The sequence below is a fragment of the Nocardia glycosmidis genome (assembly GCF_052545115.1).
This window is the reverse complement of sequence record NZ_JBQWRH010000010.1, coordinates 190037-214494: the sequence shown is the minus strand read 5'-3', so window position 1 is coordinate 214494 and position 24458 is coordinate 190037. Positions and strand designations below refer to the sequence as shown.

At 68.0% G+C, this 24458-nt stretch carries 24 protein-coding genes; 13 read left to right on the top strand and 11 right to left on the bottom strand.

Going from position 1 to position 24458, the window contains the following annotated elements; translation table 11 throughout:
• Window positions 1–78: 78 nt before the first annotated feature.
• Complete coding sequence (locus ACT86A_RS15275) at window positions 79–294, top strand: biotin/lipoyl-binding carrier protein (protein ID WP_445092772.1); 216 nt, start codon at window positions 79–81, stop codon at window positions 292–294.
• 22 nt (window positions 295–316) lie between these two features.
• Window positions 317–1831, top strand: coding sequence for a sensor histidine kinase (locus tag ACT86A_RS15270; RefSeq protein ID WP_445092771.1), 1515 nt, complete (start codon window positions 317–319; stop codon window positions 1829–1831).
• 130 nt (window positions 1832–1961) lie between these two features.
• Here ACT86A_RS15270 and ACT86A_RS15265 read toward each other — a convergent pair whose 3' ends face one another.
• Window positions 1962–2216: a WhiB family transcriptional regulator gene (locus ACT86A_RS15265; RefSeq protein ID WP_445092770.1), complete on the bottom strand. Its 255-nt coding sequence runs from the start codon at window positions 2214–2216 to the stop codon at window positions 1962–1964.
• A gap of 236 nt (window positions 2217–2452) precedes the next feature.
• A complete protein-coding gene (locus ACT86A_RS15260; protein WP_445092769.1) occupies window positions 2453–3412 on the bottom strand; it encodes a diacylglycerol/lipid kinase family protein in 960 nt (319 codons plus the stop codon).
• Between the two features lie 201 nt (window positions 3413–3613).
• On the opposite strand from ACT86A_RS15260, the gene ACT86A_RS15255 reads away from it, so the two are divergent.
• Entirely contained in the window at window positions 3614–4033 is a 420-nt protein-coding gene (locus ACT86A_RS15255) for a hypothetical protein (protein ID WP_445092768.1), read from the top strand.
• A 73-nt stretch (window positions 4034–4106) separates the two neighbouring features.
• On the opposite strand, the gene ACT86A_RS15250 is transcribed toward ACT86A_RS15255, so the two are convergent.
• The 5 genes from ACT86A_RS15250 to ACT86A_RS15230 all read right to left on the bottom strand — a co-directional run bounded on the left by ACT86A_RS15250 (window position 4107) and on the right by ACT86A_RS15230 (window position 9062).
• Window positions 4107–4595 (bottom strand): GNAT family N-acetyltransferase, encoded by a 489-nt coding sequence (locus ACT86A_RS15250; RefSeq protein WP_445092803.1) that lies wholly within the window; start codon window positions 4593–4595, stop codon window positions 4107–4109.
• Between the two features lie 179 nt (window positions 4596–4774).
• Window positions 4775–5380, bottom strand: coding sequence for an acid phosphatase (locus tag ACT86A_RS15245; protein WP_445092767.1), 606 nt, complete (start codon window positions 5378–5380; stop codon window positions 4775–4777).
• 73 nt (window positions 5381–5453) lie between these two features.
• Window positions 5454–5963, bottom strand: a complete 510-nt coding sequence (locus tag ACT86A_RS15240; protein WP_445092766.1) for a nitroreductase/quinone reductase family protein — start codon at window positions 5961–5963, stop codon at window positions 5454–5456.
• A gap of 114 nt (window positions 5964–6077) precedes the next feature.
• A complete protein-coding gene (locus tag ACT86A_RS15235) occupies window positions 6078–7307 on the bottom strand; it encodes an Rv3212 family protein (protein WP_445092765.1) in 1230 nt (409 codons plus the stop codon).
• A 27-nt stretch (window positions 7308–7334) separates the two neighbouring features.
• On the bottom strand, window positions 7335–9062 hold the full coding sequence (locus ACT86A_RS15230; protein ID WP_445092802.1) for a DEAD/DEAH box helicase: 1728 nt from the start codon (window positions 9060–9062) through the stop codon (window positions 7335–7337).
• Window positions 9063–10120: 1058 nt separating this feature from the next.
• Between ACT86A_RS15230 and ACT86A_RS15225 the strand changes: the two genes are divergently transcribed.
• Window positions 10121–10822 (top strand): ferritin-like fold-containing protein, encoded by a 702-nt coding sequence (locus ACT86A_RS15225; RefSeq protein ID WP_445092764.1) that lies wholly within the window; start codon window positions 10121–10123, stop codon window positions 10820–10822.
• Between the two features lie 98 nt (window positions 10823–10920).
• Here the strand turns inward: ACT86A_RS15225 and ACT86A_RS15220 are convergent, their stop codons facing one another.
• Complete coding sequence (locus tag ACT86A_RS15220) at window positions 10921–11748, bottom strand: helix-turn-helix domain-containing protein (RefSeq protein WP_445092763.1); 828 nt, start codon at window positions 11746–11748, stop codon at window positions 10921–10923.
• Window positions 11749–11839: 91 nt separating this feature from the next.
• On the opposite strand from ACT86A_RS15220, the gene ACT86A_RS15215 reads away from it, so the two are divergent.
• Both ACT86A_RS15215 and ACT86A_RS15210 read left to right on the top strand, forming a co-directional pair.
• A complete protein-coding gene (locus ACT86A_RS15215) occupies window positions 11840–12388 on the top strand; it encodes a YceI family protein (protein WP_445092762.1) in 549 nt (182 codons plus the stop codon).
• 290 nt (window positions 12389–12678) lie between these two features.
• Window positions 12679–12906, top strand: a complete 228-nt coding sequence (locus ACT86A_RS15210) for a DUF3107 domain-containing protein (RefSeq protein ID WP_445092761.1) — start codon at window positions 12679–12681, stop codon at window positions 12904–12906.
• 102 nt (window positions 12907–13008) lie between these two features.
• On the opposite strand, the gene fasR is transcribed toward ACT86A_RS15210, so the two are convergent.
• Window positions 13009–13674, bottom strand: coding sequence for an HTH-type transcriptional activator FasR (fasR, locus tag ACT86A_RS15205; protein ID WP_445092760.1), 666 nt, complete (start codon window positions 13672–13674; stop codon window positions 13009–13011).
• Between the two features lie 371 nt (window positions 13675–14045).
• Between fasR and ACT86A_RS15200 the strand changes: the two genes are divergently transcribed.
• The 7 genes from ACT86A_RS15200 to ACT86A_RS15170 all read left to right on the top strand — a co-directional run bounded on the left by ACT86A_RS15200 (window position 14046) and on the right by ACT86A_RS15170 (window position 22920).
• A complete protein-coding gene (locus ACT86A_RS15200; protein ID WP_445092759.1) occupies window positions 14046–15218 on the top strand; it encodes a DUF3152 domain-containing protein in 1173 nt (390 codons plus the stop codon).
• A gap of 165 nt (window positions 15219–15383) precedes the next feature.
• Entirely contained in the window at window positions 15384–16568 is a 1185-nt protein-coding gene (gene moeZ / locus ACT86A_RS15195; RefSeq protein ID WP_445092758.1) for an adenylyltransferase/sulfurtransferase MoeZ, read from the top strand.
• A 233-nt stretch (window positions 16569–16801) separates the two neighbouring features.
• On the top strand, window positions 16802–17653 hold the full coding sequence (locus tag ACT86A_RS15190) for a TIGR02569 family protein (protein ID WP_445092757.1): 852 nt from the start codon (window positions 16802–16804) through the stop codon (window positions 17651–17653).
• Between the two features lie 243 nt (window positions 17654–17896).
• Complete coding sequence (locus ACT86A_RS15185; protein WP_445092756.1) at window positions 17897–19789, top strand: SCO2524 family protein; 1893 nt, start codon at window positions 17897–17899, stop codon at window positions 19787–19789.
• A gap of 2 nt (window positions 19790–19791) precedes the next feature.
• Window positions 19792–20703 carry an SCO2523 family variant P-loop protein gene (locus ACT86A_RS15180; RefSeq protein ID WP_445092755.1) on the top strand — a complete coding sequence of 304 codons (912 nt, stop codon included), beginning with the start codon at window positions 19792–19794 and terminating at the stop codon, window positions 20701–20703.
• Window positions 20704–20762: 59 nt separating this feature from the next.
• The gene (locus tag ACT86A_RS15175; RefSeq protein ID WP_445092754.1) at window positions 20763–21776 is read left to right on the top strand and encodes an SCO2522 family protein; all 1014 of its coding nucleotides are present in this window, start codon (window positions 20763–20765) and stop codon (window positions 21774–21776) included.
• 1 nt (window position 21777) lies between these two features.
• On the top strand, window positions 21778–22920 hold the full coding sequence (locus ACT86A_RS15170; protein WP_445092753.1) for an SCO2521 family protein: 1143 nt from the start codon (window positions 21778–21780) through the stop codon (window positions 22918–22920).
• A 7-nt stretch (window positions 22921–22927) separates the two neighbouring features.
• On the opposite strand, the gene ACT86A_RS15165 is transcribed toward ACT86A_RS15170, so the two are convergent.
• Window positions 22928–23824 carry a hypothetical protein gene (locus ACT86A_RS15165; protein ID WP_445092752.1) on the bottom strand — a complete coding sequence of 299 codons (897 nt, stop codon included), beginning with the start codon at window positions 23822–23824 and terminating at the stop codon, window positions 22928–22930.
• A 62-nt stretch (window positions 23825–23886) separates the two neighbouring features.
• Window positions 23887–24435 (bottom strand): GNAT family N-acetyltransferase, encoded by a 549-nt coding sequence (locus tag ACT86A_RS15160; protein WP_445092751.1) that lies wholly within the window; start codon window positions 24433–24435, stop codon window positions 23887–23889.
• Window positions 24436–24458 lie beyond the last annotated feature (23 nt).

Genomic DNA, 24458 nt, shown 5'->3' with positions numbered 1-24458 from the left:
TTCTGATTGAAGGCCATTGTTTCATGTGTGGTTGGCTGTACCGTCAGCGGATACAGGCCAACGAGGGAATGGGGTGCCATGGCTGAGGAAGTGCTCGCCGAGCTGGTATCGGTCGTGTATCAGGTGGTCGTCGGCGAGGGCGACGAGGTCGCGGAGGGCGACACCCTGGTGATTCTCGAGTCGATGAAGATGGAGATTCCGGTGCTCGCGGAGTCCAGCGGCACGGTGACCTCGATCGGCGTCGAGGAAGGCGACGCGATCAAGGCCGGACATCTCATCGCGGTCATTTCCTGATCGATCCCGGCGGTAGATTTTCATGGCGACACTGAGCGAATTGCTGGCCGAGCACACCGACCTACCCGGCGTCGCCGTCGACCATCTGCAGCGCGTGGTGGGCGATTGGCAACTGCTGGCCGACCTGTCCTTCGCCGACTTGCTGTTGTGGGTCGGAGCGGGCCCGGTGATCGACGGTTCGGATATCGTGTGCGTCGCGCAGTGCCGCCCGACCACCGCGCCCACCGTGCACCAGGAGGACCTGGTCGGCACGATCGCCCTGCGAGCCGACCACCCGCAGGTATTCGACGCGCTGATGACCGGTGCGATCGTGGGCGCCGACAGCGAGGTCGAGGCATCCGGCGTGTATCACCCGCATCCGATGCACGCGATCCGCGAGGCGATCCCGGTGCGCTGCGGTGACGACGTGATCGCGGTGCTCAGCCGGGACACCGATATGCAACGTTCCCGGGTGCGCAGCCAACTGGAGATCGCTTACGTGGCGTGCGCCGACGACCTGTGCCAGATGATCGCCGACGGCACCTTCCCGACCACCGAAGACCGGGCGGCCACCCATTCCAGCCCCCGCGCGGGAGATGGTTTCATCCGGCTCGACACCAACGGCATCGTCGTCTACGCCAGCCCGAACGCGCTGTCGGCCTATCACCGGATGGGTTTGCAGGCTGACCTGGCCGGGCAGGATCTCGCCATCACCACGCGCTCCCTGATCACCGACCCATTCGACGCGCAGGAGGTGGTCGGCGACATCCAGGCCGCGCTGGCCGGCCGGACCGGGCGGCGCATGGAGGTCGAAGCGCGCGGCGCCACCGTGCTGCTGCGCACCCTGGTGCTGCGCCCGCATGGCGAACTGGCCGGCGCCGCCGTCCTGGTTCGCGACGTCACCGAGGTCAAGCGCCGCGATCGCGCGCTGCTCAGTAAGGACGCCACCATCCGGGAGATCCATCACCGGGTGAAGAACAACCTGCAAACCGTGGCGGCCCTGCTTCGCCTGCAAGCCCGCCGCACCGAGAACGAAGAGGCGCAGGTCGCGCTCACCGAGTCGGTGCGCCGGGTCACCTCGATCGCGTCGGTGCACGAAATGCTGTCCATGTCGGTGGACGAGGAGGTCGACCTCGATGAGGTCGTCGACCGGCTGTTGCCGATCATGGCCGACGTCGCCACCGTGCACACGGCGCGCATCAAAGTGCGTCGTGTCGGTTCGCTCGGTGTCTTCTCCGCCGAGCGCGCGACTCCGCTGGTGATGGTGCTGACCGAACTGGTGCAGAACGCCATCGAGCACGCCTTCGATTCCGGCGAAAACGGCACGGTGACAATCCGTTCCGAGCGTTCCGCCCGCTGGCTGGACGTGATAATCAGCGACGACGGCCGCGGCTTGCCGCCAGGTTTCAGCCTGGAATCCTCCGACCGTCTCGGCCTGCAAATCGTCCGCACCCTGGTCACCGCCGAACTCGGCGGCTCCATCGGCCTGCACCCCGGTGCCGACATCGGCACCGATGCCGTCCTCCGCGTCCCCTTGGGACGCCGCTCGGGCCGCTGAGCTGTGTTTTCGGCCGCGCGGGCGCGGCGGGTTCGCGGCTCCGGACGCAACACAGCCCGGCACCTATGGGTGCCGGGCTGAAAATGCTTACCGGGCCGGAGCGCTGAATGGCCCGGTCAGGTGGTCTTTCTCAAACGACGCTACGGGTGCGGGTGCGCGCGTTACGGCGCTTCAGCGCCCGGCGCTCGTCCTCGCTCATACCACCCCATACGCCGGCGTCTTGTCCGGACTGAAGGGCCCAGGACAGGCAGTCGGCGGTGACGGGGCAGCGAGCGCAGACCAGCTTGGCATCGGCAATCTGCGCGAGCGCCGGACCACTGTTACCCACCGGGAAGAACAGCTCGGGGTCCTCATCGCGACAGATGGCCTTGTGGCGCCAGTCCATTCCTCTGCTCCTTTGCTGGGCGCCGCGCAGGGCGCCTATGGTTTGTGGTTCGTTCAATTTGTGCGACTCGAATGTTTCCGCACGGTTGCTTGTGAATGCTTTCACGAACACCGTAGATGTCAATAGGTACGCGGTGCACCGTGGGGAAGGTCACGCTCCAAGGGCCCCCGCACGGGGAGCCCGCCGGTCCTTTGTACTCGCTCAACCCCGTTTTCGCAGCACAACTGCGATGTTTTTCACGGCGTTTCGCATTCGGCGGGCTGCGGAGCGACCACTGCGAGGACATCGGGCACCGCGGTGAAATCCACCACGTTGCGTTTTCCGATGTAGTCGCCGTCGATTTGCAGGCCGATGGGTTCCTTGGCCTCGATTCGCACCGAGGCAACATCGTCGTCGCGAAATAAATTGCGAGACTTTGGGTTTCCGTGGGCGGTCAGAAGCTGCCGGGCGAGCAGGAGCGTCGGGAGCACCGCCATGGAGCGCACGGCAAATACACCTAGTCCCGTTTCGAACCGCGTCCCTGGGTTCGTGTGCACCGGTGTGGCGTTCAGGTAGGTCCATGGTGTGGTGTTGGTAACGAAGGCGTAATGAACGCCAGCTAGGGGCTCGCGGCCCGGGACCTCCACCCGAACGCCTGGCTGAGCGCGCTTCGCCCGAAAAAATTGCCGCACGGTCGTTCGAAGATAACGGCTCGGTGTGGCGGTACGGCCGCGGGCGCGGCTGCTGTCGATCGCCGCACAGACATCGGCGTCCAACCCGACGCCCGCGCTGAAACAGAACCAGCGGTCGTCGGCTGTGCCGAGGCCGATGCGGCGGTCGGCATCCACGGTGAGCAGGTCGATGAGCTGGTTGGTGGCGGTGACCGGGTCCGGTGCGATGCCCAGCGCCCGCGCGAAGACATTCGCCGAGCCGCCGGGGATCACGCCGAGGCGCGGCAGCCAGGCCTGGCCGTCGGCCAGTTCGGGCAGCGGGAGGAAGCCGTTGATGGTCTCGTTGACCGTCCCATCGCCACCGTGGACGACGATCAGATCCAGCTCGTTGGTCGCTGCCCACTGCGCCAGCTCCGCCGCGTGGCCGCGGTGCTGGGTGTGCGCGACGGTCAGCTGAGTGCGGCTTTCCAACGCGTGCGCCAGCAGGTCTCGGGTCGCCGGCGTGGTCGAGGTGGCATTCGGGTTGACGATCAGCAGCGTCCGCACGTTCGCAGCCTAGTTCGCCACGGCTGCGTGCCGGAAAGCGGCGAGCGCCGCCGCCGGCGGGACACGGCCGTCGGTCTACGCCGAGGCCGGGTCCCGGTCGTCCGGGTCGTAGGCTTGCCGCGTGAGCGAGCGTTATCGAGTGAGCCGAGGACATCGTGCGCGGTCACGCGGATCGGGGCGCGGCGCCGGAGAGGGGCGGTCGTGAGCGTCAAGGGTGCAGGTTCGGCGGATGTGCCGGTGACGGTGCGCGTCGCCGGTGGCTTGGTGACGCTCGAAGGGGCGGTCGCCGTGGTGGCCGCGATCGTGCTGGTCGTGCGCGGCCTGCTCGGTCACGACCAGACCGCCGCGAGCGGCTACGGCACGGCTGCTTGGTTCGGCCTGCTCGGCGGGGCGGTGCTGGCCGCGGGCATCGGACTGCTGCTCGGGAAACGCTGGGGCCGCGCCATCGCCGTGATCGCTCAATTGCTGCTGCTCCCGGTCACCTGGTCGCTGCTCACCGATTCACACCAGCCGCTCTACGGAGCGCTGCTCGGGCTGGTCGCGGTAACGGCGCTCGTGCTGCTGTTCGCACCGCCGTCGACCCGCTGGATGGCACAGGACTACGGAGTGGAACCGAACTAGATCCCGGCTATTGCGGGGGACTGGGGGTTGCGGGCCGTGGCTCCCGATCAACCTGCGCGAGCCAGGACATCCGTTACCGCGCTTCGGCGGCCAGCCTGCCGAGCGCGTCGCCCGCCAGCCGGTAGCCGAGCCATTCGTCCTGGGCCACGGCGCCGATCGATTCGTAGAACTCGATCGAGGGCTTGTTCCAGGTCAGCACCGACCAGGCGACACGGCTGTAGCCGTTGTCCACCGCCTCCTTCGCCAGCGCGGTGAGCAGTGCCTTGCCGTAACCCTTCCCCCTGGTCTCCGGCTTGACGTACAGGTCTTCCAGGTAGATGCCGTGCACACCATCCCAGGTGGAGAAGTTGAGAAACCAGATGGCGCAGCCGAGCAGACCCGTCCGGTCCGCCACTACGTGTGCGAAGACCTTCGGCTCCGGCCCGAACAGCGCGGTATGCAGCTGCTGGGCGGTGACCGAGCACTCATGTCGCGCTTTCTCATAGTCGGCCAGGTCGTAGATGAGGTCGACCAGGGCCGGGACGTCGGCCGGGACGGCGCGGCGCAGGACCGCAGCGCCCAGATCGATGGTCTTCGAAGCCGTGCTCGTCGAATCAGTGTCGATTGCCGAGAGTTTGCCCGGTTCGGCGTCGGTCGTGGTGCGCTCGCCGGCGCCGGGTGCGATTGCGCTGGGTTCGGTCGCGTCGGGATCGTCAGCCGTGCCGGCGTTCGGCTCGGTCGCGCCGGTGTGGACGGTTCGGGTCACAGTTGGGCTCCGTTGGGTACCAGGTTGTGTGCGTGGATGGTGCGTGCGTCATGTTCGTAACCGAGGACGGTCACCGCGCCGGTCGACATCGCGAAACGGCGGCCCTCCCTGACCTCGAATTCCGCCCACCTGGCGATCAGCGCGCGGGAGAAGTGGCCGTGTCCCACCAGCACGGCATCCCGCTCGGAGAGGACCGGTGCGACGGTGGTCAACGCCCGGTCGGCTCGCACGCGGACCTGGTCCGCGGACTCGCCATCGGGGACCTCGCCGGTCCAGATGGTCCAGCCGGGGGCGGACTCGCGGATCTGCGGGGTGGTCAGGCCCTCATAGGCACCGTAGTCCCATTCGGCGAGGTCGTTGTCGATCACGATGCCGGTGAGCCCGGCCAGCTCCGCAGTGCGGACCGCGCGTTGCCGAGGGCTGGTGCGCACCAGAGGCTTCCGCAGTTGCAGCGCGGCAAGCAGACGTCCGGCGGCCGCGGCCTGCCGCTCGCCGTGGTCGGTGAGCGGCAGATCGGTGCGACCGGTGTGGCGTCGCTCGCGAGACCAGGCTGTTTCGCCGTGCCGGAGCAGAACGAGTCTGGCGCCATCGTGTGCGGACATGCCTCCCATCATGGCCACGGCCACGGGGCACCGCCCGCACCGGGTGTGCCCACGGCGCCGCGCCGGCGCCCGCTCACGGCCGGATGGGATCGCCGAGTTCGAGTACCACCAGTGGCAGCGGACGGGTGATCCTGGACTGGAAGTCCGCGAGCAGTGGGTTGTTCGCCAACACCCATGTCGCGAACTCCTCGTACTCGCTGCCTTCGAGCGCCCGCGCCGTGCCCCGGTAGCTGGTCGAACCCAGCTCGATGGTGACGCGAGAATCGGCCTTCACGTTGTAGTACCAGGCCGGGTACCGGTCCTCGATGAACGAGCTCACATAGATGGCCTCCGCCCGCCGCCCCAGGGCGAGCGGGACCACATGCTGTTTACCGCTTTTGGCCCCGATGCTGGTGAGCAGCAACAGTTCGCTGCCCTCGTAGGCGCCGCCGACTTTGCCGTCGTTGTCGCGGAACTCCTGGATCACACCGCCGTTCCAGTGGGTGACCTCCTCGTCGGAGTACCGGTTCCATGGGGCGCTCGGATCGTCATAGGACGTGATCGCGGGCTTGGATTCCGATGCGGTCGACTCGGGTTCGCTCATACGGTCAGTGTGCCGGAGGACACCGACACAATTCGGCCTCCGGTCGAGCGGGCACAGTGCGACGTCCGCGGGCCGATAGCGCCAACCGTGGGGGACACGGCCGGACAAACGCGGTCAGCCGAGGGCGTGCAGCCCTCCGTCGCGGAGTTCGAGCACGGTGTTCCCGAGCACCGCAAGGGAGATGGGCCTGCCGGAATAGCCGGGCCGCTCCACCGGGATGCGTCCGACTTCGGTCCCCGTGGCCGGGTCGAGCAAGGTCAGCGCGCCGTTGGTGGGTAACAGCAGTTCGCCCGCCATGAGCGCAGGAGCGCCGAGGGCGGCGCCCGAGGTCCACAGCGGGTCGAATGTGCTTGCGTTCAAGGCGATTACGCTGTTGCCGGTGAAGACCAGGTAGGCCGAGCCGATCCGGGTGGTGGTGGCGTCCGGACTCAGCGGCGCCGGAAGCTGATGTACCACAATCGGATTACCGTTTCCGTCGTAGACGGCCAGACGCGGCGGCAGTGATTCGGTGCTTGTCGCGATACCCGGCAAGTACAGCACGATCCGGCCGTCCGATACCGCAATCACCCGGGCATCGGTGGAATCCGTTCCGGGACCGGTCAATACGTGCGAGCCGTATTCCTCGGGGACGGTGTTGTCCTTGGGCGCCGGGTTGAGCACCGTGAGCCGGTCGCCGGGGTCGGCGGGGCAGTGTTCCAGCACGGCGAGCCGGGACGGGCTGGAACTCGACGACAGCAGGGTGCAGCCTCTGCGTGGCTGAGTCTTCACGTTCACCGGCGCGTCGACGAAGCCGTACTCGACGGTGCGCACCAGATCCGACCGCCACACCTCCAGCCGCCGCGGCCCCTGCGCGAGGACGTACGTGCCGTCGACCGACAGCCGCACGTTCGAATCCATGTAGCTGCTGCGCGCGGTGCGCCGGTCGCCGCTGTCTCCGGCGAGCAGCGTGGTCTGGCTGCAGCCGCGCTCGTCGCGATACACCGCGACGACCATGCCGTACTGTGCCTCGATCCCGCACAGCGGTATGTCGCGCCGGTACTTCCAGAGCTGATCGCCGGTACGTGGGTCGCGGCCTATGACGGTGCCGTCGTCGCCGGTCACCGCGACACCGCCGGACACGAGCGCTCGCGCGCTCGCGCTGTCCGGTGCGTACCACAGTTCGCGCAGCGACGTCGGCAGCCGATCGGCCGCGACCGGAGTGGGCACGGTGGTCGCCGCGGTCACCGATTCGGTGCCGTGCGCGTCTCCGCGTACCCAGACCACGACCCCCGCGACCACCACGAGAACCGCGATGGCCACGGCGCAGATGATGTCGGCGCGTGTCCGACGCTCGGGTGCGAGCACGGATGCGAGACTAGCCGATCGAGCCGGTCAGGCCGACGCGACGGCGGTCGGCTCGGCCGTGCTGTCGATGCCGTCGGCGGCGCCACCGTCCGTGGGCCTGCGCCGCCTGCGCCGACGGCGGGTGGACCGGTCGGCGGATTCGGTCTCGTCGGCACCGCCCTCGGGTGTGCTGCCGGGGTCTTCGGTGCCGGCGGCGTCGGTGGTGGCCTGATCCGCGGCGTCACCGGCCGCCTTGCGCCGCCTGCGCCTGCGTCGTGCGGGCCGGTCGGCCGCGTCGGCGTCGGTCTGGATGGCCTGCGCGTCGTCGCCGGTGAGTTCAGCGTCTCCCGTGAGTTCAGCGTCTCCCGTGCGTTCAGCGCTGTCGGCAGTGTCGGTAACGTCCGGCATGCCGTCGATCGGCTGACCGCCCCGGGTGCGCTTGCGGTTGCGTTTGCGCGGGGCGCGGGCCGGGCGCTCGACTACGACCGCGTCCGGGTCGCGCTCCGGCTTCGGCTTGCGCACCGCGCCGGTAACGTCTTCGGGAATGCCGAGGTCGGCGTACAAGTGCGGCGAGCGCGAATACGTCTCGACCGGATCGGGGATGCCGAGCCCGAGCGCGCCGTCGATCGCCGACCAGCGGTTGAGCTCGTCCCAGTCGATCAGGGTCACCGCGACGCCCGTGCGCCCGGCCCGGCCGGTCCGGCCGATCCGGTGCACGTAGGTCTTCTCGTCCTCCGGGCACTGGTAGTTGATGACGTGCGTGACGTCGTCGATGTCGATGCCGCGGGCGGCGACGTCGGTCGCGACGAGTACGTCGATGGCGCCCTTGCGGAACTTGGTCAGCGCCTTCTCGCGGGCGATCTGCCCCAGGTCGCCGTGCACCGCGCCCACCGCGAACCCGCGCTCGGCCAGTTCGTCGGCCACCTTCTGCGCGGTGCGCTTGGTCCGGGTGAAGATCATCGTGGCGCCGCGGCTGTCGGCTTGCAGGATCCGCGCGATCAGCTCGCCCTTGTCCAGCGCGTGCGCGCGGTAGACGAACTGGGCGGTGCGGTCGTGCACCGCGGAGTCGTGCGGCTCCTCGGCCCTGATATGCGTCGGACGGGTCAGGAAGGTGCGGGCCAACGTGATGATCGGGCCGGGCATGGTCGCCGAGAACAGCATGGTCTGGCGCTTGTCCGGGACCATGCCGAGAATCCGCTCGATGTCCGGCAGGAAGCCGAGGTCCAGCATCTCATCGGCTTCGTCGAGCACGAGCACGCCGATCTTGCCGAGGATGAGGTGCTGTTGGTCGGCGAGGTCGAGTAGTCGGCCCGGCGTGCCGACCACCACGTCCACGCCTGCCCGCAGCGCCGCGATCTGCGCCTCGTAGGGCCGGCCGCCGTAGATGGACGCGACCCGCAGCGGTCCCTGGTGGTTGGTCAGGTATTTGCTCGCGTTCTCCAAGTCCTGGGTGACCTGCAGGCACAGCTCGCGGGTCGGCACGATGACCAGTGCCCGCGGCGTGCCGTCCAGCGGTGTGGTGCCGGATTCGGCGGTCGCGATCCGATGCAGCAGTGGCACGCCGAATCCGAAGGTTTTACCCATTCCGGTGCGCGCCTGGCCGATGAGATCCTCGCCGGCGAGCGCGAGTGGGAGGGTCAGTTCTTGAATGGCGAAAGTACGTTCGATGCCGATCTCGCCGAGCGCGCGGACGATTTCCGCGCGCACGCCCAATTCGGCGAAAGTCGGGGCGGTATGCGTTGCGTCCAGTTCGGCCGTCAACAGGGTATCCGCCAGCCCAGGTTCCTGATCTACGGTGATCTTGCTCAGGTTCGTGCCTTCCTCGTAATCACGTCCCGCGCGCACGAGATGGGGCGGACCGGGCGGTCCACGACGACCACGATTCCGCTGGAGATACTCACCCGGCCACGCTCCGGATGCCGGGCGCCTGCCAGAAACGGCGGCTACCTCGCAAGACATCGGCGCGGCGCAGTGGTGACGCGGAACTGGTGCGCGCACATTTTCTTGTCCAACGAAACCTCGCACCCGAAACTGGTCGGCAGTCCTGACACCGTCCCGCGGGTTCGCGTGCGTGCGGCGCCTGGCAACTCGGTCGAGCGAAACTTTCCGTTGTCCACGGTGATTGTAGCGTGATATTGTGCGTCGCTCGAATTGCCGCCGCGGCGCGCTATCGAAAATGGTGCACACTGCGGCACGCTTTCACCACGGCGGGCGCCGACGCGCGCTGTGCCACATGGCAATTCATCCGGCGCGGCAAATCTGGACCGGACTCGCGCCGCCGGCCGCCGTCGCTTATTTTCCAACCGGCGTCGCGGAGTGCGGCGTCGGCAACGGGTTGCGTGGTTACCGGCAGACATCCTTCGCATTTCGCGCCGCCCCGCGCGCAGCAGTGAGCCCGCGACCGGGCCGGCGGCTTCGGCCGGATCCACCCGTACACGGCGGGCCGGGTTCTGCCCGAGGCGTGGGCGCGGACTACGCCGCGGCGCTGCCCGGCGGGCCGAGCAGAGCCCGGCGTGGTTCCCGCCGGAACCGGCTTATTCTCCGCAACGACATCGGGCGCGGTATCGTCCGGCTCGGGGCGTGTCGCGTCGAGTGGGCGAAACCGCCCGCGTTGGTCCTGCTGCTCGATGGACCCGCCGACGTGATCACCCGGCTGCCTCAGTCGAGGTGGGGACCCGCGCGCGCACCGCCGCTGCGCTGGTCCGGTACCAAACCGCGTCCGCCGACAGCTCGGAGATCCTGCCGGGTCGAACGCGCGCGACACGACAGCGAGTTATCTGGAGAAGTTCGTCGCTGAGCCCGCAGAACCCGCGCCGAGTATTACGCTGGGGCGCATGGGAGCACAGTCACCTGCCGCGCTAGGTGTTTCGTCGACCGACCCAGCAACCCTCTCCATCCCTGCGAGCCATCCTGGCGTCACCGATCTGTTCGCGGTGCTCGCCTACGGTGAGATCTCCGCGTTCTATCGGCTGGCCGAAGAGGCGAAGCTGTCGCCGACCTTGCGGGGCAAGGTCGCGGTGGCGACGATGGCCGCGGCCGAGATGGCGCACTTCAAGACGCTCGAGTCCGCGCTCGCCGCACGCGGCGTGGACATCTTCGACGCTATGGCGCCGTTCGTCCGGGCGCTGGACGACTACCACGCGTCCACCGATCCCTCGACCTGGCTCGAGTCGATGGTGAAGTTCTACGTCGGCGATGGCATCGCCGCGGACTTCTACACCGCGATCGCCGGCGCCCTCACTCCCGACGTAGCGGCGGTGGTGCGGGACGCGCTCGCCGAGACCCGGCACTCCGAATTCGTGGTCGAGGAGGTGCGCCGGGCGGTTACCGAGAGCCGTTCGGAACGCGACCGTCTTACGCTGTGGGGCAGGCGGCTGCTCGGCGAGGCGATCACCCAGGCCCAGTACGTCATGGCGCAGCGCGACGAACTCACCGATCTGCTCCTCACCGCCACCGGCGATCTCAACGGCATCGCCGCGCTGTTCGAGCGGATGCAGACCAGCCACGCCGAACGCATGGTGGCCCTCGGCATCTGACGCTCACCGGGTACGCCCAGCACCCGTGTGGCGCCGACGCAGGACCTGAACGCGAATCCCTCGTTACCCGGCGGAAGATCCGGCGGAAAGCTAGTTGTTCACCGCCCGGTCGGTACCAGCCGCAGGCCCGGCGCGTGTGCGCCGGCCCGGTCGGCCAGCCAGACGACCACGCTCTGGTCGCGGTCGACCTCCAGGGTCTCGTACGGTATTTCGATCAGCCCGTGCACCGGGTGGTCGAGTTCGAGCGTGCCCGAGCCGGAGACGCCGACCCGGTGCGGCTTCCAGCGATCCGTGAAATCCGGGAGCCTGCGCAGCGCCTCGATCGTCTCCCGCAGTGAATCATCGCCTGGCCAATGCAGTTTGGCGCGGCAGAGCGTGGCAGCGAAGGTGTCGGCGGCGTACTCCCAGTTGTGCAGGATATGCCGCGCGGCAGGGTGAGTGAAGGTGTACCACGCCAAGTTGGGCTGGCCCGGCCCGTCCAGCAGGCCGAGCGGCGCGACGAAATCGGCCCACGCCTGATTCCAGCCCAGGACGTTCAGCTTCCGGCCGACCACGAACGCCGGAGTCGGCTGCAATGCGTGCAGGATCTTCTCGATTGTCGGGGCCACCTGCTCCTCGGCGGCTTCGCGGCCCGGGCAACGGGATTGGTTGCCCGGGGCGAACGCGAGCATGCTGAAGTACTGGCGATCGTCGCCGCGCAGCAGCAGGGCGTCGGCCAGCGCGTCGATCACGGCTATCGACGGGTTCGTGTCGCGGCCTTGCTCCAGCCGAGCCAGATAGTCGGCGCTGACGCCCGCGCGGACCGCGACCTCCTCGCGCCGCAGGCCCGGCGTTCGGCGCCGCCGGCCCTCGGGCAGCCCGACATCCGAGGGTCGCAATTCGGCGCGCCGTGCGATGAGGAACTCCGAAAATCCGTTACGAGCCATGCGTCCCATCGTGCCCGGTTAGCCGCGCCCTGTCAGGTCCAGGATAAGGCCGGTCTGGCTAACGGACTGTGGTCCGTTCATTGTCGGAGGCATGACATCTACCTCGGAATCCACCACGACAACTCAGCTGAAAGCCGGTTCCTGGGCACTGGACACCGCGCACTCCTCGGTCTCCTTCACCGTTCGCCATCTCGGCATCTCCCGGGTGCGTGGCGGATTCACCCGGTTCGAGACCGAATTCGTGGTCGACGAGTCGGGCGCGGCCACCGTCGACGCGACGATCCACCTCGATTCTTTCGACAGCGGTAACGCGGGCCGCGACGAGCACATGCGCGCCGCCGACTTCCTCGATGTCGCCAACCGTCCCACGCTGACCTTCCGCACCACCAAGCCGGTTGTCGCCGCGCAGACCTTCCAGGTCGAGGGCGAGGTCACGATCGGGACGATCACCAAGCCGGTCACCCTGGATGTCGAGTGGGGCGGCGTGGAGCACTTCGCCCCGACCGACAACCGGCACGCGGGCTTCTCCGCCACCGGCACCATCAAGCGCAGCGATTTCAGCGTCGGGCCCGCCCTGCCCGGCCTGCTCAGCGACGCCGTGCGGATCGAGCTCGAGATCGAGGTCATCGAGCCGAAGTAACTACAGGAAGTAGCGACCCCGCCGGTGTTCTCGAACGGCGAACACCACCCGGTCAGCCGGACACCGCCCTGTCTGCCGAACACCGCAATCCGCGATCACCCAAACGCAACGACTGATTTCGCAGGTACATGGGTAACTCACCGGGCACACCCAGACCTGAAGCGGCACCGAACGCAGGACCTGAACGCAAATCCAGCGCCACCCGACTGGTACGGCCGATATTCGCGGAGAGGCGGGGGAGCACTAGCCTGGATTCGACAGCACAGGACTCTCAGGTTCGGAGGTTGGCCGTGGAGGTCAAGATCGGTATTTCGGATAGCCCGCGCGAGCTGGTGATCAACAGCACCCAGACCCAGGACGAGGTCGATGCGCTGGTGTCCGGTGCGCTCGGCGGTGACGGCGGGGTCTTGTCACTCACCGATGAGAAGGGCCGCAAGTTCCTGATTCAGGCTTCGAAGGTCGCGTACGTGGAGATCGGGTCGCCCGCCAGCGGTCGCGTCGGTTTCGCCGCGGTCTGATCCTCGGCGTCCGGCCCACACGCAACGAGCCCCTGTCCCCGATCGCTCGGGGACAGGGGCTCGTCGCGTTTCGAGCGGCTGCGGCTCAGCCGAGCGGGTGGCTCAGCCGATCGGGTGCAGCGGCACGTGCTTCAGGCCGCCCCACGCGAGCGAGACGGTGGTGTCGACCGCCTCGTCCTTCGGGATCGGCCGATCGGCCTCCAGCCAGTAGCGTGCCGTGAACTGGCTCGCGCCGACCAGCCCGACGGCCAGGATGCGCGCCCGGTAGGGGTCGAGGCCCGAGTCGTGCGCCACCAAGTCGAAGACCGCGTCCACGCACGCCTCCGTGGCCTGCTCGACGCGGCGCTGCACCTGCGGCTCACTGGTCAGGTCGGACTCGAAGACCAGGCGGAAGCCCTGCATCTCGTTGTCCACGAAATCGAAGTACGCCTGCACCGCGGCGCGCACCCGCTGCTTGTTGTCGGTGGTCGACCGCAGCGCCTGCCGCACGCTGGACACCAGCATGTCCACGTAGTTCTGCAGCACCGCGAGGTACAGCTCCAGTTTGCTGCTGAAGTGCTGGTATAGCACCGGCTTGCTCACCCCAGCGCACTGCGAGATCTCGTCCATGCCGGCGGCGTGATAGCCGCGCTGTACGAAGACTTCACTTGCCGCGGCGAGTAACTGTTGACGTCTCTCGTCGCGCGGAAGTCGGGTACCGCGTTTGGCGGGTGCCGTGGCCCCGGACGAGGATCTGCGCGACGTCATCCGGTCCACGAGGTCAGTCATGTCGGCTCTCCCAGTCGGTTCCCCGGCAGTAGGGGTGCGCACCGGGTTATCTCATGAACGATACCCGGTTGTCGCCCGCGCGCGGATCGGGGCCGGATAACTGGTGCCACCAGGCGAGATTGCCGCATGCAGTGAGGTTGCCGCAGGCAAGGCGTGCTTCGTGCGCGAAGGCGCCGGCGCCTGGACCGACGACGAAGTATGTGGCCTCGCACGGTCGAGCAGGGTGCGGACGGGGCGCGGTCATGAGTGGGGATCGTTGCTGTGAGACGCTGGTCGGCGTGACCGACCGATCGGAGAGCACGTCTGCCGGGGGGCGCGGTGCGCGTAGCCCGGCTGGCTGCGGCTCGTCCGATTCCGTAGGGTCGGGCCCCATGGCGAGAACCTGGCCAGAGGCGCGCTCGGACGGAGCGGCCCGAACCGGGGCGGCGACGCGGTCCGGCTCGGACGGTGCATCACCCGGCCGGCCGGCCCGGAACCGGCAGCGCTCCACGGATACTCCGGAATCATCTGGAAACCAGCCCGATTCGACTGCGCTGCAACGGAATCAGGACGACGTATCGATCGATGATCCGCTCGGCCGCTACCGCCGCAACGGTGAGCGTTCGCACCAGCCGCTGCGCGCCCGCTGGGATCCCACCGCCCCCGACGAGAGCAGAGCCAGGGCCCGCCCCGACCGGGACGTCAAGAAGCAAAGCGCTCTCGGCAGATTCGTCTCGACCTACGGCTGGCGGGCGTACGCCCTCCCGGTACTGGCCGTGATCACTGTGCTGGTGGTCGTGGACGCGATCCGCGCCAGCCCCAGCAATGTCGCCGTGCCGCCCGCGCCCGGCAGCCTCAGTCCGCGTACCGCGACCGCGGGCATCATCGGAGCCCCGCCCGGGGACGGGCATTTTCCCACCGATCTGCCCACCGGTGCGTTGCCCGAGGGCGGTGCGTTCGCCGAGACCGGCGCGGGAGTCTGGCACGTCGTGGCAGGCACCACCGCCCAGGTCGGCACCGGCACGCAGAGCGTCTTCCGCTACACCGTGGAGATCGAGGACGGCGTGGACACCTCCGCTTTCGGCGGTGACTCGGCCGTCGCCACGATGATCGACTCCACCCTCGCCAATCCGAAGAGCTGGGCGCACGACGGCAAGTTCGCGTTCCGCCGGGTCGACCGGGGCGAAGCCGACTTCCGCATCTCGCTGACCTCACGGGGATCGAGCCGCAAGGAGTGCGGTTTCGACATCCCGATCGACACCTCCTGCTACAACGCGGGTAGCCGCCGCGTGGTGCTCTCCGAGGTCCGCTGGGTGCGTGGCGCACTCGCGTTCGAGGGCGACACCGGGTCGTATCGGCAGTACCTGATCAACCACGAGGTCGGCCACGCCATCGGCTATCAACAACACCAACCGTGCGAGACCGACGGAGGGCTGGCGCCGGTGATGATGCAGCAGACCTTCGGCACCAAGAACGACGACATCGCCGCCCTCGACCCGCACGGCGTCGTCCCGATGGACGGCAAGCGCTGCCGGTTCAACCCCTGGCCCTACCCGCGTGGATAGGACGTGGCGGGGCGGTTGTCGTGGCGGGTCACAGGATGCGTCACGATGTACTGGGAACAGATGTAGCGGGAAGAACCGTTCGGTCGTCGGTGTTGCATAGTTCGGCGCCCGCGAAGGGCGCTGTACCGCCGTCCGATCGGCCAAGATATTCGAGGAGTCCTGGACGTGTCATCACCCAAGTCCCTGCCGCCACTTGTCGAGCCGGCCGCGGAGCTGACCAGGGATGAGGTAGCCCGCTACAGCCGACACCTGATCATCCCGGACCTCGGCGTGGACGGGCAGAAGCGTCTGAAGAACGCCAAGGTACTGGTGATCGGCGCGGGTGGGCTCGGCTCGCCCGCCCTGCTGTACCTGGCCGCCGCGGGTGTCGGCACGCTCGGCATCGTCGAGTTCGACGAGGTGGACGCCTCCAATCTGCAGCGCCAGGTCATCCACGGTGAATCCGACATCGGCCGCCCGAAGGCCGACAGCGCGCGCGACTCCATCCTGGAGATCAACTCCGGTGTCGATGTGCGGTTGCACAAGATCCGGCTGGAACCCGAGAACGCGGTCGAGCTGTTCCGCGAGTACGACCTGATCGTCGACGGCACCGACAACTTCGCCACCCGCTATCTCGTCAACGACGCCGCGGTGCTGGCCGGCAAGCCGTACGTCTGGGGCTCGATCTACCGTTTCGAGGGCCAGGTCTCGGTGTTCTGGGAGGACGCGCCGGACGGGCGCGGCATCAACTACCGCGACCTGTACCCGGAGGCCCCGCCGCCCGGCATGGTGCCGTCCTGCGCGGAGGGTGGGGTGCTCGGCGTGCTGTGCGCATCGATCGGATCGGTGATGGTGACCGAGGCGATCAAGCTGATCACCGGTATCGGCGAGCCCCTGCTGGGCCGGCTGATGGTGTACGACGCACTGGACATGAACTACCGCACGATCAAGCTGCGCCGTGACCCGCAGCGCCGGCCGATCACCGAGCTGATCGACTACGAGGCGTTCTGTGGGGTGGTGTCCGAGGACGGCCAGGCGGCCGCGGCCGGGTCCACCATCACCGCGCGCGAGCTCAAGGAATTGTTCGACGCGGGCAAGGAGATCGAGCTGATCGACGTGCGCGAGCCAGTCGAATGGGACATCGTGCACATCGAGGGCGCCAAGCTGATCCCGAAGGACCGCATCCTGTCCGGCGAGGCGCTGTCGGAGCTGCCGCAGAACCGTCCCATCGTGCTGCACTGCAAGACCGGCGTGCGTTCCGCCGAAGCCCTGGCCGCCCTCAAGCGCGCGGGCTTCGCCGACGCCACCCACCTGCAAGGCGGCGTGATCGCCTGGGCCAACCAGATCGACAAGTCGCTGCCGGTGTACTGAGTTTTCGGCCGCGCGGGCGCGGCGGGTTCGCGGCCCCTGTGTGGCTCGGACGGGGGGATGCTCGGTCTCGCTGCGCTCGAAAAGCAGGGTTGAGCCGATGGGGTTGCGTTGCGTTCCGATCGCGGGGCCTGAGCTCGCCGCACCGTGGTCCGGGCGGTGGCTGCGGCGCCGGGCGCGAGCCGCCCACGGCGCGCCGCGGCCAAGCCGAAACCGGTACGGCGTACGGTACGGCCGTGACTTCTGTGGAACCTCCCGAGCATGTGCGGGGCACGTTCGGTCTGCGCGAAGTGACCCCGATCGCCCTTGGCGACTGGGAAGGCGGCTGGCGCTGCGGGGATGTGGTGCTCAGTCCGGTCGCCGATCACGCGCGCGCGGCATGGTCGGCGAAAGTGCGCGAGACATTGCGGGTGGACGGGTTGCGCCTGGCCCACCCGGTGCGTGCCACCGATGGTCGCTATGTCGTGTCCGGGTGGCGTGCGGACACCTATCTGGAAGGCGCGCCCGAACCACGGCACGACGAGGTGGTCGCGGTGTCGCTGCGGCTGCATCAGGCGACAGCGAAGTTGGAGCGGCCCCGCTTCCTTTCGCAGCCGCCGGTCGTGCCCTGGGTGGACGTGGACGTGTTCGTCGCCGCGGACCGCGCCGCGTGGGAGGCGGTACCGCTGCGCAGTTTGCGCGCGGGCGGTGGGTTGCTGTCGACCTCGCCGGACGGCCGGCGCAGCCTGGAGCTCATCGGTCAGCTGGCCACGCTGCGCAAGCCGGTGCGGACGCCCGCGCAATTGGTGCACGGCGATCTGTTCGGCACCGTGTTGTTCGCCGGCGCCCGGACTCCCGGTCTCACCGATATCACCCCGTACTGGCGGCCCGTGCCGTGGGCGGCGGCGGTGATCGTGGTCGACGCGCTGGCCTGGGGCGGCGCGGATGACGGGCTGTTGGATCGCTGGACCGATCTGCCGGAGTGGCCGCAGATGTTGTTGCGGGCGGTCATGTTCCGGCTCGCGGTGCATGCGCTGCACCCGCGCTCCACGCCGCAGGCGTTGCCCGGTCTGGCGCGCACGGCCGATATGGTTCGGCTGACTCTCTGAATTCGCGATATCCGCTGGTGGTAATGGCTTTTTGTCCAGTGCGACAACGGTCGGGCCGGCGGTGACCACGCTGCGGTCCACGCCGGGCCGAGCGAAGGCACGAGGCAGCCGCTGTCGAATCGCTCGGAGCCGGACGCCGTGCGTGTCCCCCCGTGCTAAGTTTTCCGCAGTATCGCCGCCGTGAGTCTCCGCCGGGTTCGGAGATCAGCGCGGTCCGCGACGAGGGGCTGAGGACGGGGCAGGGTGAGAATTCAACCGCGGCAACAGATTCTGGATCTGTGGCGCGCCGCGCTGTCGGTGTCCTGGGACGGCGCCGCGTGGCAGTGGGGTGGTCGCGTGGCCGCCAATTCGATCAGCGATTCCGAGCAATTGCTGTGCCTGCTGTATCCGGCGACCGAGATCGAAAGCCTGGCGCTGGATCGTCCCGACAGCATGGCCGACGATGTCGGCTCGGTGCTGTCGCCGTTCGGCGGTCAGACGAAGATCGGGACCGTCGTGATCGCCTTGCTGGAGGATTACATCGCCCGCAACACCGAGCGGGTGGGACCGAACGGCGAACCGGACAGCAACGGTGCGCCGGACGGCGATCCCATTTTCGCCGCGGGCAGCTACTTGCGCTCCGCCGACGATCGCGAACCCACTGCGGTGCAGCGGGATATCGAGGTCGTCGACTCGTATTCCATGTCGCTGACGCTGTGCCTGGCCGGGCTGCGCTTTCTGCGGGTCTATGAGGGCTGGGTGCGCGCGGAGGGCCGCGGCAACCTGATCGAGCGGATCGAGCAGCTCACCGGCAGGCTCAGCGCCCGCCTCACCGCCGCGATGACCGGTTTGGTGCGCAGTTTCGTGGTCAATACCGTGGAGCTGAAATCCGATGCGGGACAAGTGATGCTCGGCATGCTCAATCAGAGCGATGCGCCGACCAAGGCGGTCGCCGAGGGCATCACACGCAGCTTGGAGCGGGTGCGCGCCCGGCTGCGCAATGACATCACGCTCGGGCAGACGCCGGATACCGAGCTGGACGACGAGGAATTGCTGTTCGAATGTGGCTGGAGCTGGGGCTTGGTTCGCGACTCGGCCCCGGTCGACTTCGTGGACGCTGCCATCGCCGAGCAGCCCGGCATCGCCGACCCGCGCCCCTACCTGTACTTCACCGTCATCGCGCTGGACGGCATCAACGACCTGATCTCGCAACGCACCCGGGAACTGGACCTGCTCGACGAACAGCAGTACCGGCTGGCCGAGGCGCTGCGGATCCGCTGGGACCTGACCCAGCGCTACTGGTCGACGGTCGCCCGGTTCGGTTCCGGTTCGTGGCCGCTGGAAGATATCCCGTGGCGCACCTCCGACGGCGAGGAGTCGGACTACTTCAGTCTTATCGTGTCCGCCGTGCTGATCCAGGATCTGGTCAACCGGACCGCTTCGGATGACGACTTGACCAGAGCCGTGGCGATTTTCGACGAACTCGCCCGACGTGGCCGGATCATCCGCAGGACCACGCGCGATGACCCGGCGGTGCGTATGCACGCACCCGGCGTGCGATTGTCCTTGCGTGGCACTGAGACCGTGGACAACGGCCCGCTGTTGCAGTGGGAGGTCTCGGATTTCGCTGCCGTGCTGTTGAAACGGCTGTTGCAGGCAGCCCGGCTCTCCAGCAATATCACCGCCCGCGACCGGCTGATGGATCTGGCCAAATCGACCATGGATCATCTGGAAGCGCGCGTCATCAGCTCCGGCCGCGGGGCCGGACTCTGGGACGACCCGGCCGGTGCCTTCGGCAACGGCACGCCGCGGGAGACGCAGCCGTCCTGGTACATGACCGAGCGCGTGATCGAATGCCTGGTCACGGCGGACCGCACGTTCCGCGAGCCACCGCTGACCTCGCCGGCGATGGTGGTGCGCGCGGTCGAACTGCTCAACGAGGCCGAGCATCTGCTCAACCAAGAGATGCTGAGTGTCAGCATCGATGACGTTTCGGAGAACCGGATCACTCTCGACCGGGTAGAGGAGAACCTGGAGCAGGCCAGGCAATTGGTGGCCCGCAGGCAGGCGGGCACGGCGTTCGTGCTCGCGGCCGACGCGCTACGCGAATTGCACAAGCTGGCATATGCCCGCATGGACGCGACAAGGGCCACGTAATCATGATCGTGTTCGCGACCTCCGACAAGGGTGGCACCGGACGTTCGGTGACCAGCTGCAACCTCGCCTACCGTTTGTGCCTCAGCGGGCTGAGCGTGGCCTATCTCGATTTCGATTTCGGTTCACCGACTGCGGGCGCACTGTTCGAAATCGGTTCCGTGGAGCGCGGGACCCCCGATGGCGACGGACTGCACGAGTATCTGCTCGGGAAGAACGGCATCGCCCGGCAGATCGACGTGCGCGCGAAGACCGATCGCGCCGGCTTGCGCAAGATGCGCACCAGGACCGGACGGCTCGTACTGTTCCCCGGTGACGAAGGCGGCGCCGAGTTCGACAACGTCAACGACGACGTGGTCCGCCGCTGCACGGAACTGTTCGTCGGACTCGAACAGGAATTCAAGGTCTGTTTCGTGGACCTGAGCGCGGGCCGCTCACTGGCGATGGAGCTGGCGCTGCGCGCGACGGCGGCTCCGCAGCTGGCTTCGAAAACGGTGCGCTGGCTGGTTTTCCACCGCTGGACCCGCCAGCACATCTTGGCGGCCAGCGGGCTGGTCCACGGTCCGCACGGGTTGCTGGAGACCGGCAGCCAGTACCGGCACGACCCGCAGAAACTGCTCGCGAACATCCGCTACGTGCGGACCGCGGTGCCGCAGGTGAACGAGATGACCGGTGGACCCGGCGCGGCGCAGGTCAAGTGGTTGCAGGAACAGAACGGGGCTTTGGTCACGCTGGCGGGCAAGAACCGCCTCGGCGCGACATCCCTGCTGGGCAAAACCCCGGTGGAGCCGGTGCTGCAATGGCGTGAGCAGATCATCCTGGACGCCGATGTGGCCAACAGCATCGCCAACGAGGAGACATCCGCCGCCTTCAATCAGCTTGCCGGGCGCCTCCTGCACGCCGCCACCTGGGAATAGCTCCGAACTCGCCTAGGCTTTCGCGAAAAGCACGATGCCGGAAGGGGTGTCGATCAGCATTGGACCACATAGCTGGCTACAGCGAGGCGACCGAGCGTCCGCGGGTCGCCCAGGTCCCGTTGTCCCACCTGTCCATCGAGGTGGGCCACTTCTATATGAACGATCTCAGCAACGGCGAGGATCGAATCCGCGCGCAGTTCCGCAAGATCGCGCCACTGATCCCTGCCTTCACCGCCGCGGCGCAGGCCGAGTACGGGCCGCGCGCGCGGGTGAGCACCTGCTTCCTGATCGACGATTACTTCCGGCACGACACCGACCCGGCCGAAATCCTCGGCAAGCTGCTCGGCGCCGCCGCGGAATGCGGCGTGACCATCGACTATCTGGCCCGCGAGGCGGGATGCTGGGAGGCGCCGTCCGGCTCGTCCGGTGATCGGCGTATCCCGTTGGCCGAGATGGTGGCCGCGCGCATCGTGGCCGAGCCGCCGGAAGGCTCGAACGGACGGCGTCCGCCCACCGCGGAGTCCGGCTGGCTGTGCAACGGGCGCCGGGCCTCCGACGACGAGCCCGGGCAGGCCATGCACCGCCTGCCGTATGAACCGCCGGAGGAGTTCGGCCGGCGCGAGCATTCGATCTTCCTCGACGTGCAGATGTGGAGCAAGCAGACCAAAAAGGTGAACGGACGCGCCGAGGTGCACACCAAATGGTCGTGCCCCTTCCTGGCGTCGATCTGGCAGCTGCTGCGGCTCGGGATGTTGCGCTACGAAGGCGAACCCATCGTGGACCCGCAGCTGTGGCGACCGGAGGACGGGTGGCCGCGGCAGTGGTGGGAGATGCCCGCTGTCGTGAAACTCAACCCGCAGGCCAAACCCTTCGCCGCCTATCGGTCGCTGTCGCTGCTGCCGCAGCGGTATCTGGGTATCGAGCACGCGGTGCGGGTAATCCTGGATCACGTCGACCTGGAGGAGGAAGTGATCGAACAGATCACGGCGCGGGGCGGCGACGAGGATGTCCCGGTCGCCGTGCCGCGCAAGGCGACCGAGCGGATGAGCCACTATCTGCTGGATGGGTCCTGATATGAGCGAATCGTCGCGGGCTGGTTCCGGCGGTGCTGACCCCTCGCACGGCGAGCGGCTGCGCCGGTTGGCGGCCGTGGCCCGGGACAGGCGCGACCACCGGTCGGTGCGGAAACCGCGACTGGCCGGAAGATCCCAGCGCGCGGACTCCGAAACAGACGCGGCGCCGGCGCCTTCCGCTGCGCGTCCGCTGATTCTGCTCGGCGAGGTCCGCACCTGCTTGGTGCCGGATTCGACGGCGCTCGGCCGCGACTTGCTGGAGGAACTGCTCGCGCTGATACCCGGCCGCCGGGTGCTGTGGCGCGAGCGTCCGACCACGCTGGCTACGTCGCCGACCACCGCGGTCGGGGTCGATTGCCAGCTGGCCACCGGGCCGCGGGGCGGCGTGCGCGCGATCGGCACGGTGGCGACCAACGCGGTGGTCGCGGGTGGACGGGTGCTGCTGAGTTCGGCGCACACCACGGTCGTGCCGGCTGCGGTGCGGCAGCGGCAGACTTGGTCGCACTACCTCACCCGGGTCGGGGTGACGGAGGTGCTGTCCAAGGTCACCGAGGCGACCAGCGGTGAGCTGACCGCCGGCTTTCTCGCGGCGGGGGAGCAGCCCGACGGCGTCCTGGATCTGGCGTCGATCAGTCAGCGGCTGCTCGCCAGGATTCGTATGGATGTGCGGCTGGATCAGCATGCGCCGATGCAGACCCGGACGGCGCGGCTGCGCTGGGCCGCGCGGCTCGCCGAGATCCCCGAGCCGACGCTGACGTTCCAGTTGCAGGACGAGCTGGTCCGCACAGTATTGGTCACCGTGCGTGACGAGTCGGAACTCGAGATGGCGCATCGCTTCTGCGAGGATCTCGCGCTGCACGACTGGCTGCTCACCGTCGCCGACACGGTGGTCGAAGAGGCCGATCTGTACCCCGCGTCCAGCAGGGAATCGGCCGCCCTCATCGCGCCACTGCTCACCCACCTCGCGCACCTCTGGATGCCCGGTGCGCACACGCCCCCGCCGCTGCGCGGGCTGTGGGAGCAGTTGGACCGCGACCCCGGCTTCACCCGGGAATGGTCGGCGCGGGTGGGTCAGCTGCGCGACCGGATGTCGGTGGCGACGCTGGCCGCCATGCGCGGCTCCACGATCAACGCGCCGGATTGACCTCCGGTCACAGCCGGAACCATCGGCGGACCAGCAATGCGAAGAACACTGAGGTCGATACGATCCCGGCGTACGCCTCGACCATGAGCAGGGCGCGTCCGATCAGTCCGACCTCTTCGAGATCGCTGAGGCCCACCGGATTCAGAAAATTGATCAGGCAGATGTGCAGCGCTGTGGTGATCGGCAGGGACGTGCTCAACCACAGCCCGACGCTGTACAGCAGCAGTTGCGCGGCGATCCAGCCGAGCAGCCGGAACGGCCGATAGCCATAGCCGCACAACAGGTCCGAGATCCATCCGGTACTGCGTCGCCACGCCGGATAGGTCGCTGCCCTGCGTGCGCGGGCCAACGCGAGACCGCACCGGTCCTGAGCGTCGACGTCCTCGTTGAGCGCGTGGAGACCCGCGGCGCGTAGAAACGCCATGGCCGCGTGCCCAGGGAGAAAGGGCTTGCCGCGCCGGCCGGGCAGCGCGGCAGCGAGGAAGCGGTGGCCGAGATCCTCGTAGATCTCGGCCAAGCGAATGTTCTGGGTCCGGCTGAGGCTCAGCGGTCCGCGCAGTTCGACCTCCGCGGCCAGCAATGCCATCAGCAGTTCGACGTGCGCGCGCTGGAGCACCTCGTCCATCGCGGCGGTGCCGTCGGCCGCGGCGGTGTAGATAGCGGAGAAGAGCAGGCTGTCACCGCGATGCTTGATCTTGGTGTGATCGAAAGCGGTGACCACCTTTTCGACGTGATTGTTGAACGAATCCAGCAGCGGCTTCTCGTCCGGCTGTGTGGTCCCGGCGCTCAACTCGTCCAGGTAATCCGCGACTTCCTGGGCGTAGCCGGTGGCGTGCTGGTCGATCCAGATGTCGGGTGAATTCCCGAACTGCAGGTGGGTGACCGGGTTCTCGTATTCGGTCATCAAGATCCTCCCCCCGCAGCCGGTCCGTCATGACGGCGTAATATTCACCATACCAACGCCGCTCAGCTGCTCGGCTCGGGTCTTCGCCCGGGCTTGCGCCAGATGTCCGAGGCCGGATCGGTGATCGATGCTGCCCCTGGAGGGCGGGCGAATCGCCGTACCAGGACGTCGCGCGGCTCACCGGCGCCGAAGTAGTGCTCTTCGTAGCCGATCCGGACGAAACCGGCCGTCTTGTACAAGTTCGACGCCAGTTGATCAGTCGGCCGGACGGTGAGGAACACCTCGTCCACCTGGGCGATCCGGCAACGCTCCAGCGCGTCATCCAGCAGCGCCCGACCATAGCCGCGCCCACGGCAGTGCGGGGCGATCGCGAGCCCGATCACCCACGCACACCGCCGCGAGCCCAGCGCCACCATCGCGTAGCCGCAGACGGCGCCATCCAGGTCGGCGACAACCCAATGACTTCCGTGCAGATCGAAAAGCTGCCGCAACGCGAAGTATGGGTACGCCAACTCGCCGAACTCCGTCTGCTCCAGCGCGCCGATTTGCGTAAGATCCGCCAAGACGGCCAGCCGGAAGACCGGCGCCCCAACCTCTTTCGCGATATACACAGGCTCGCCCCCTGTCGCCCCGT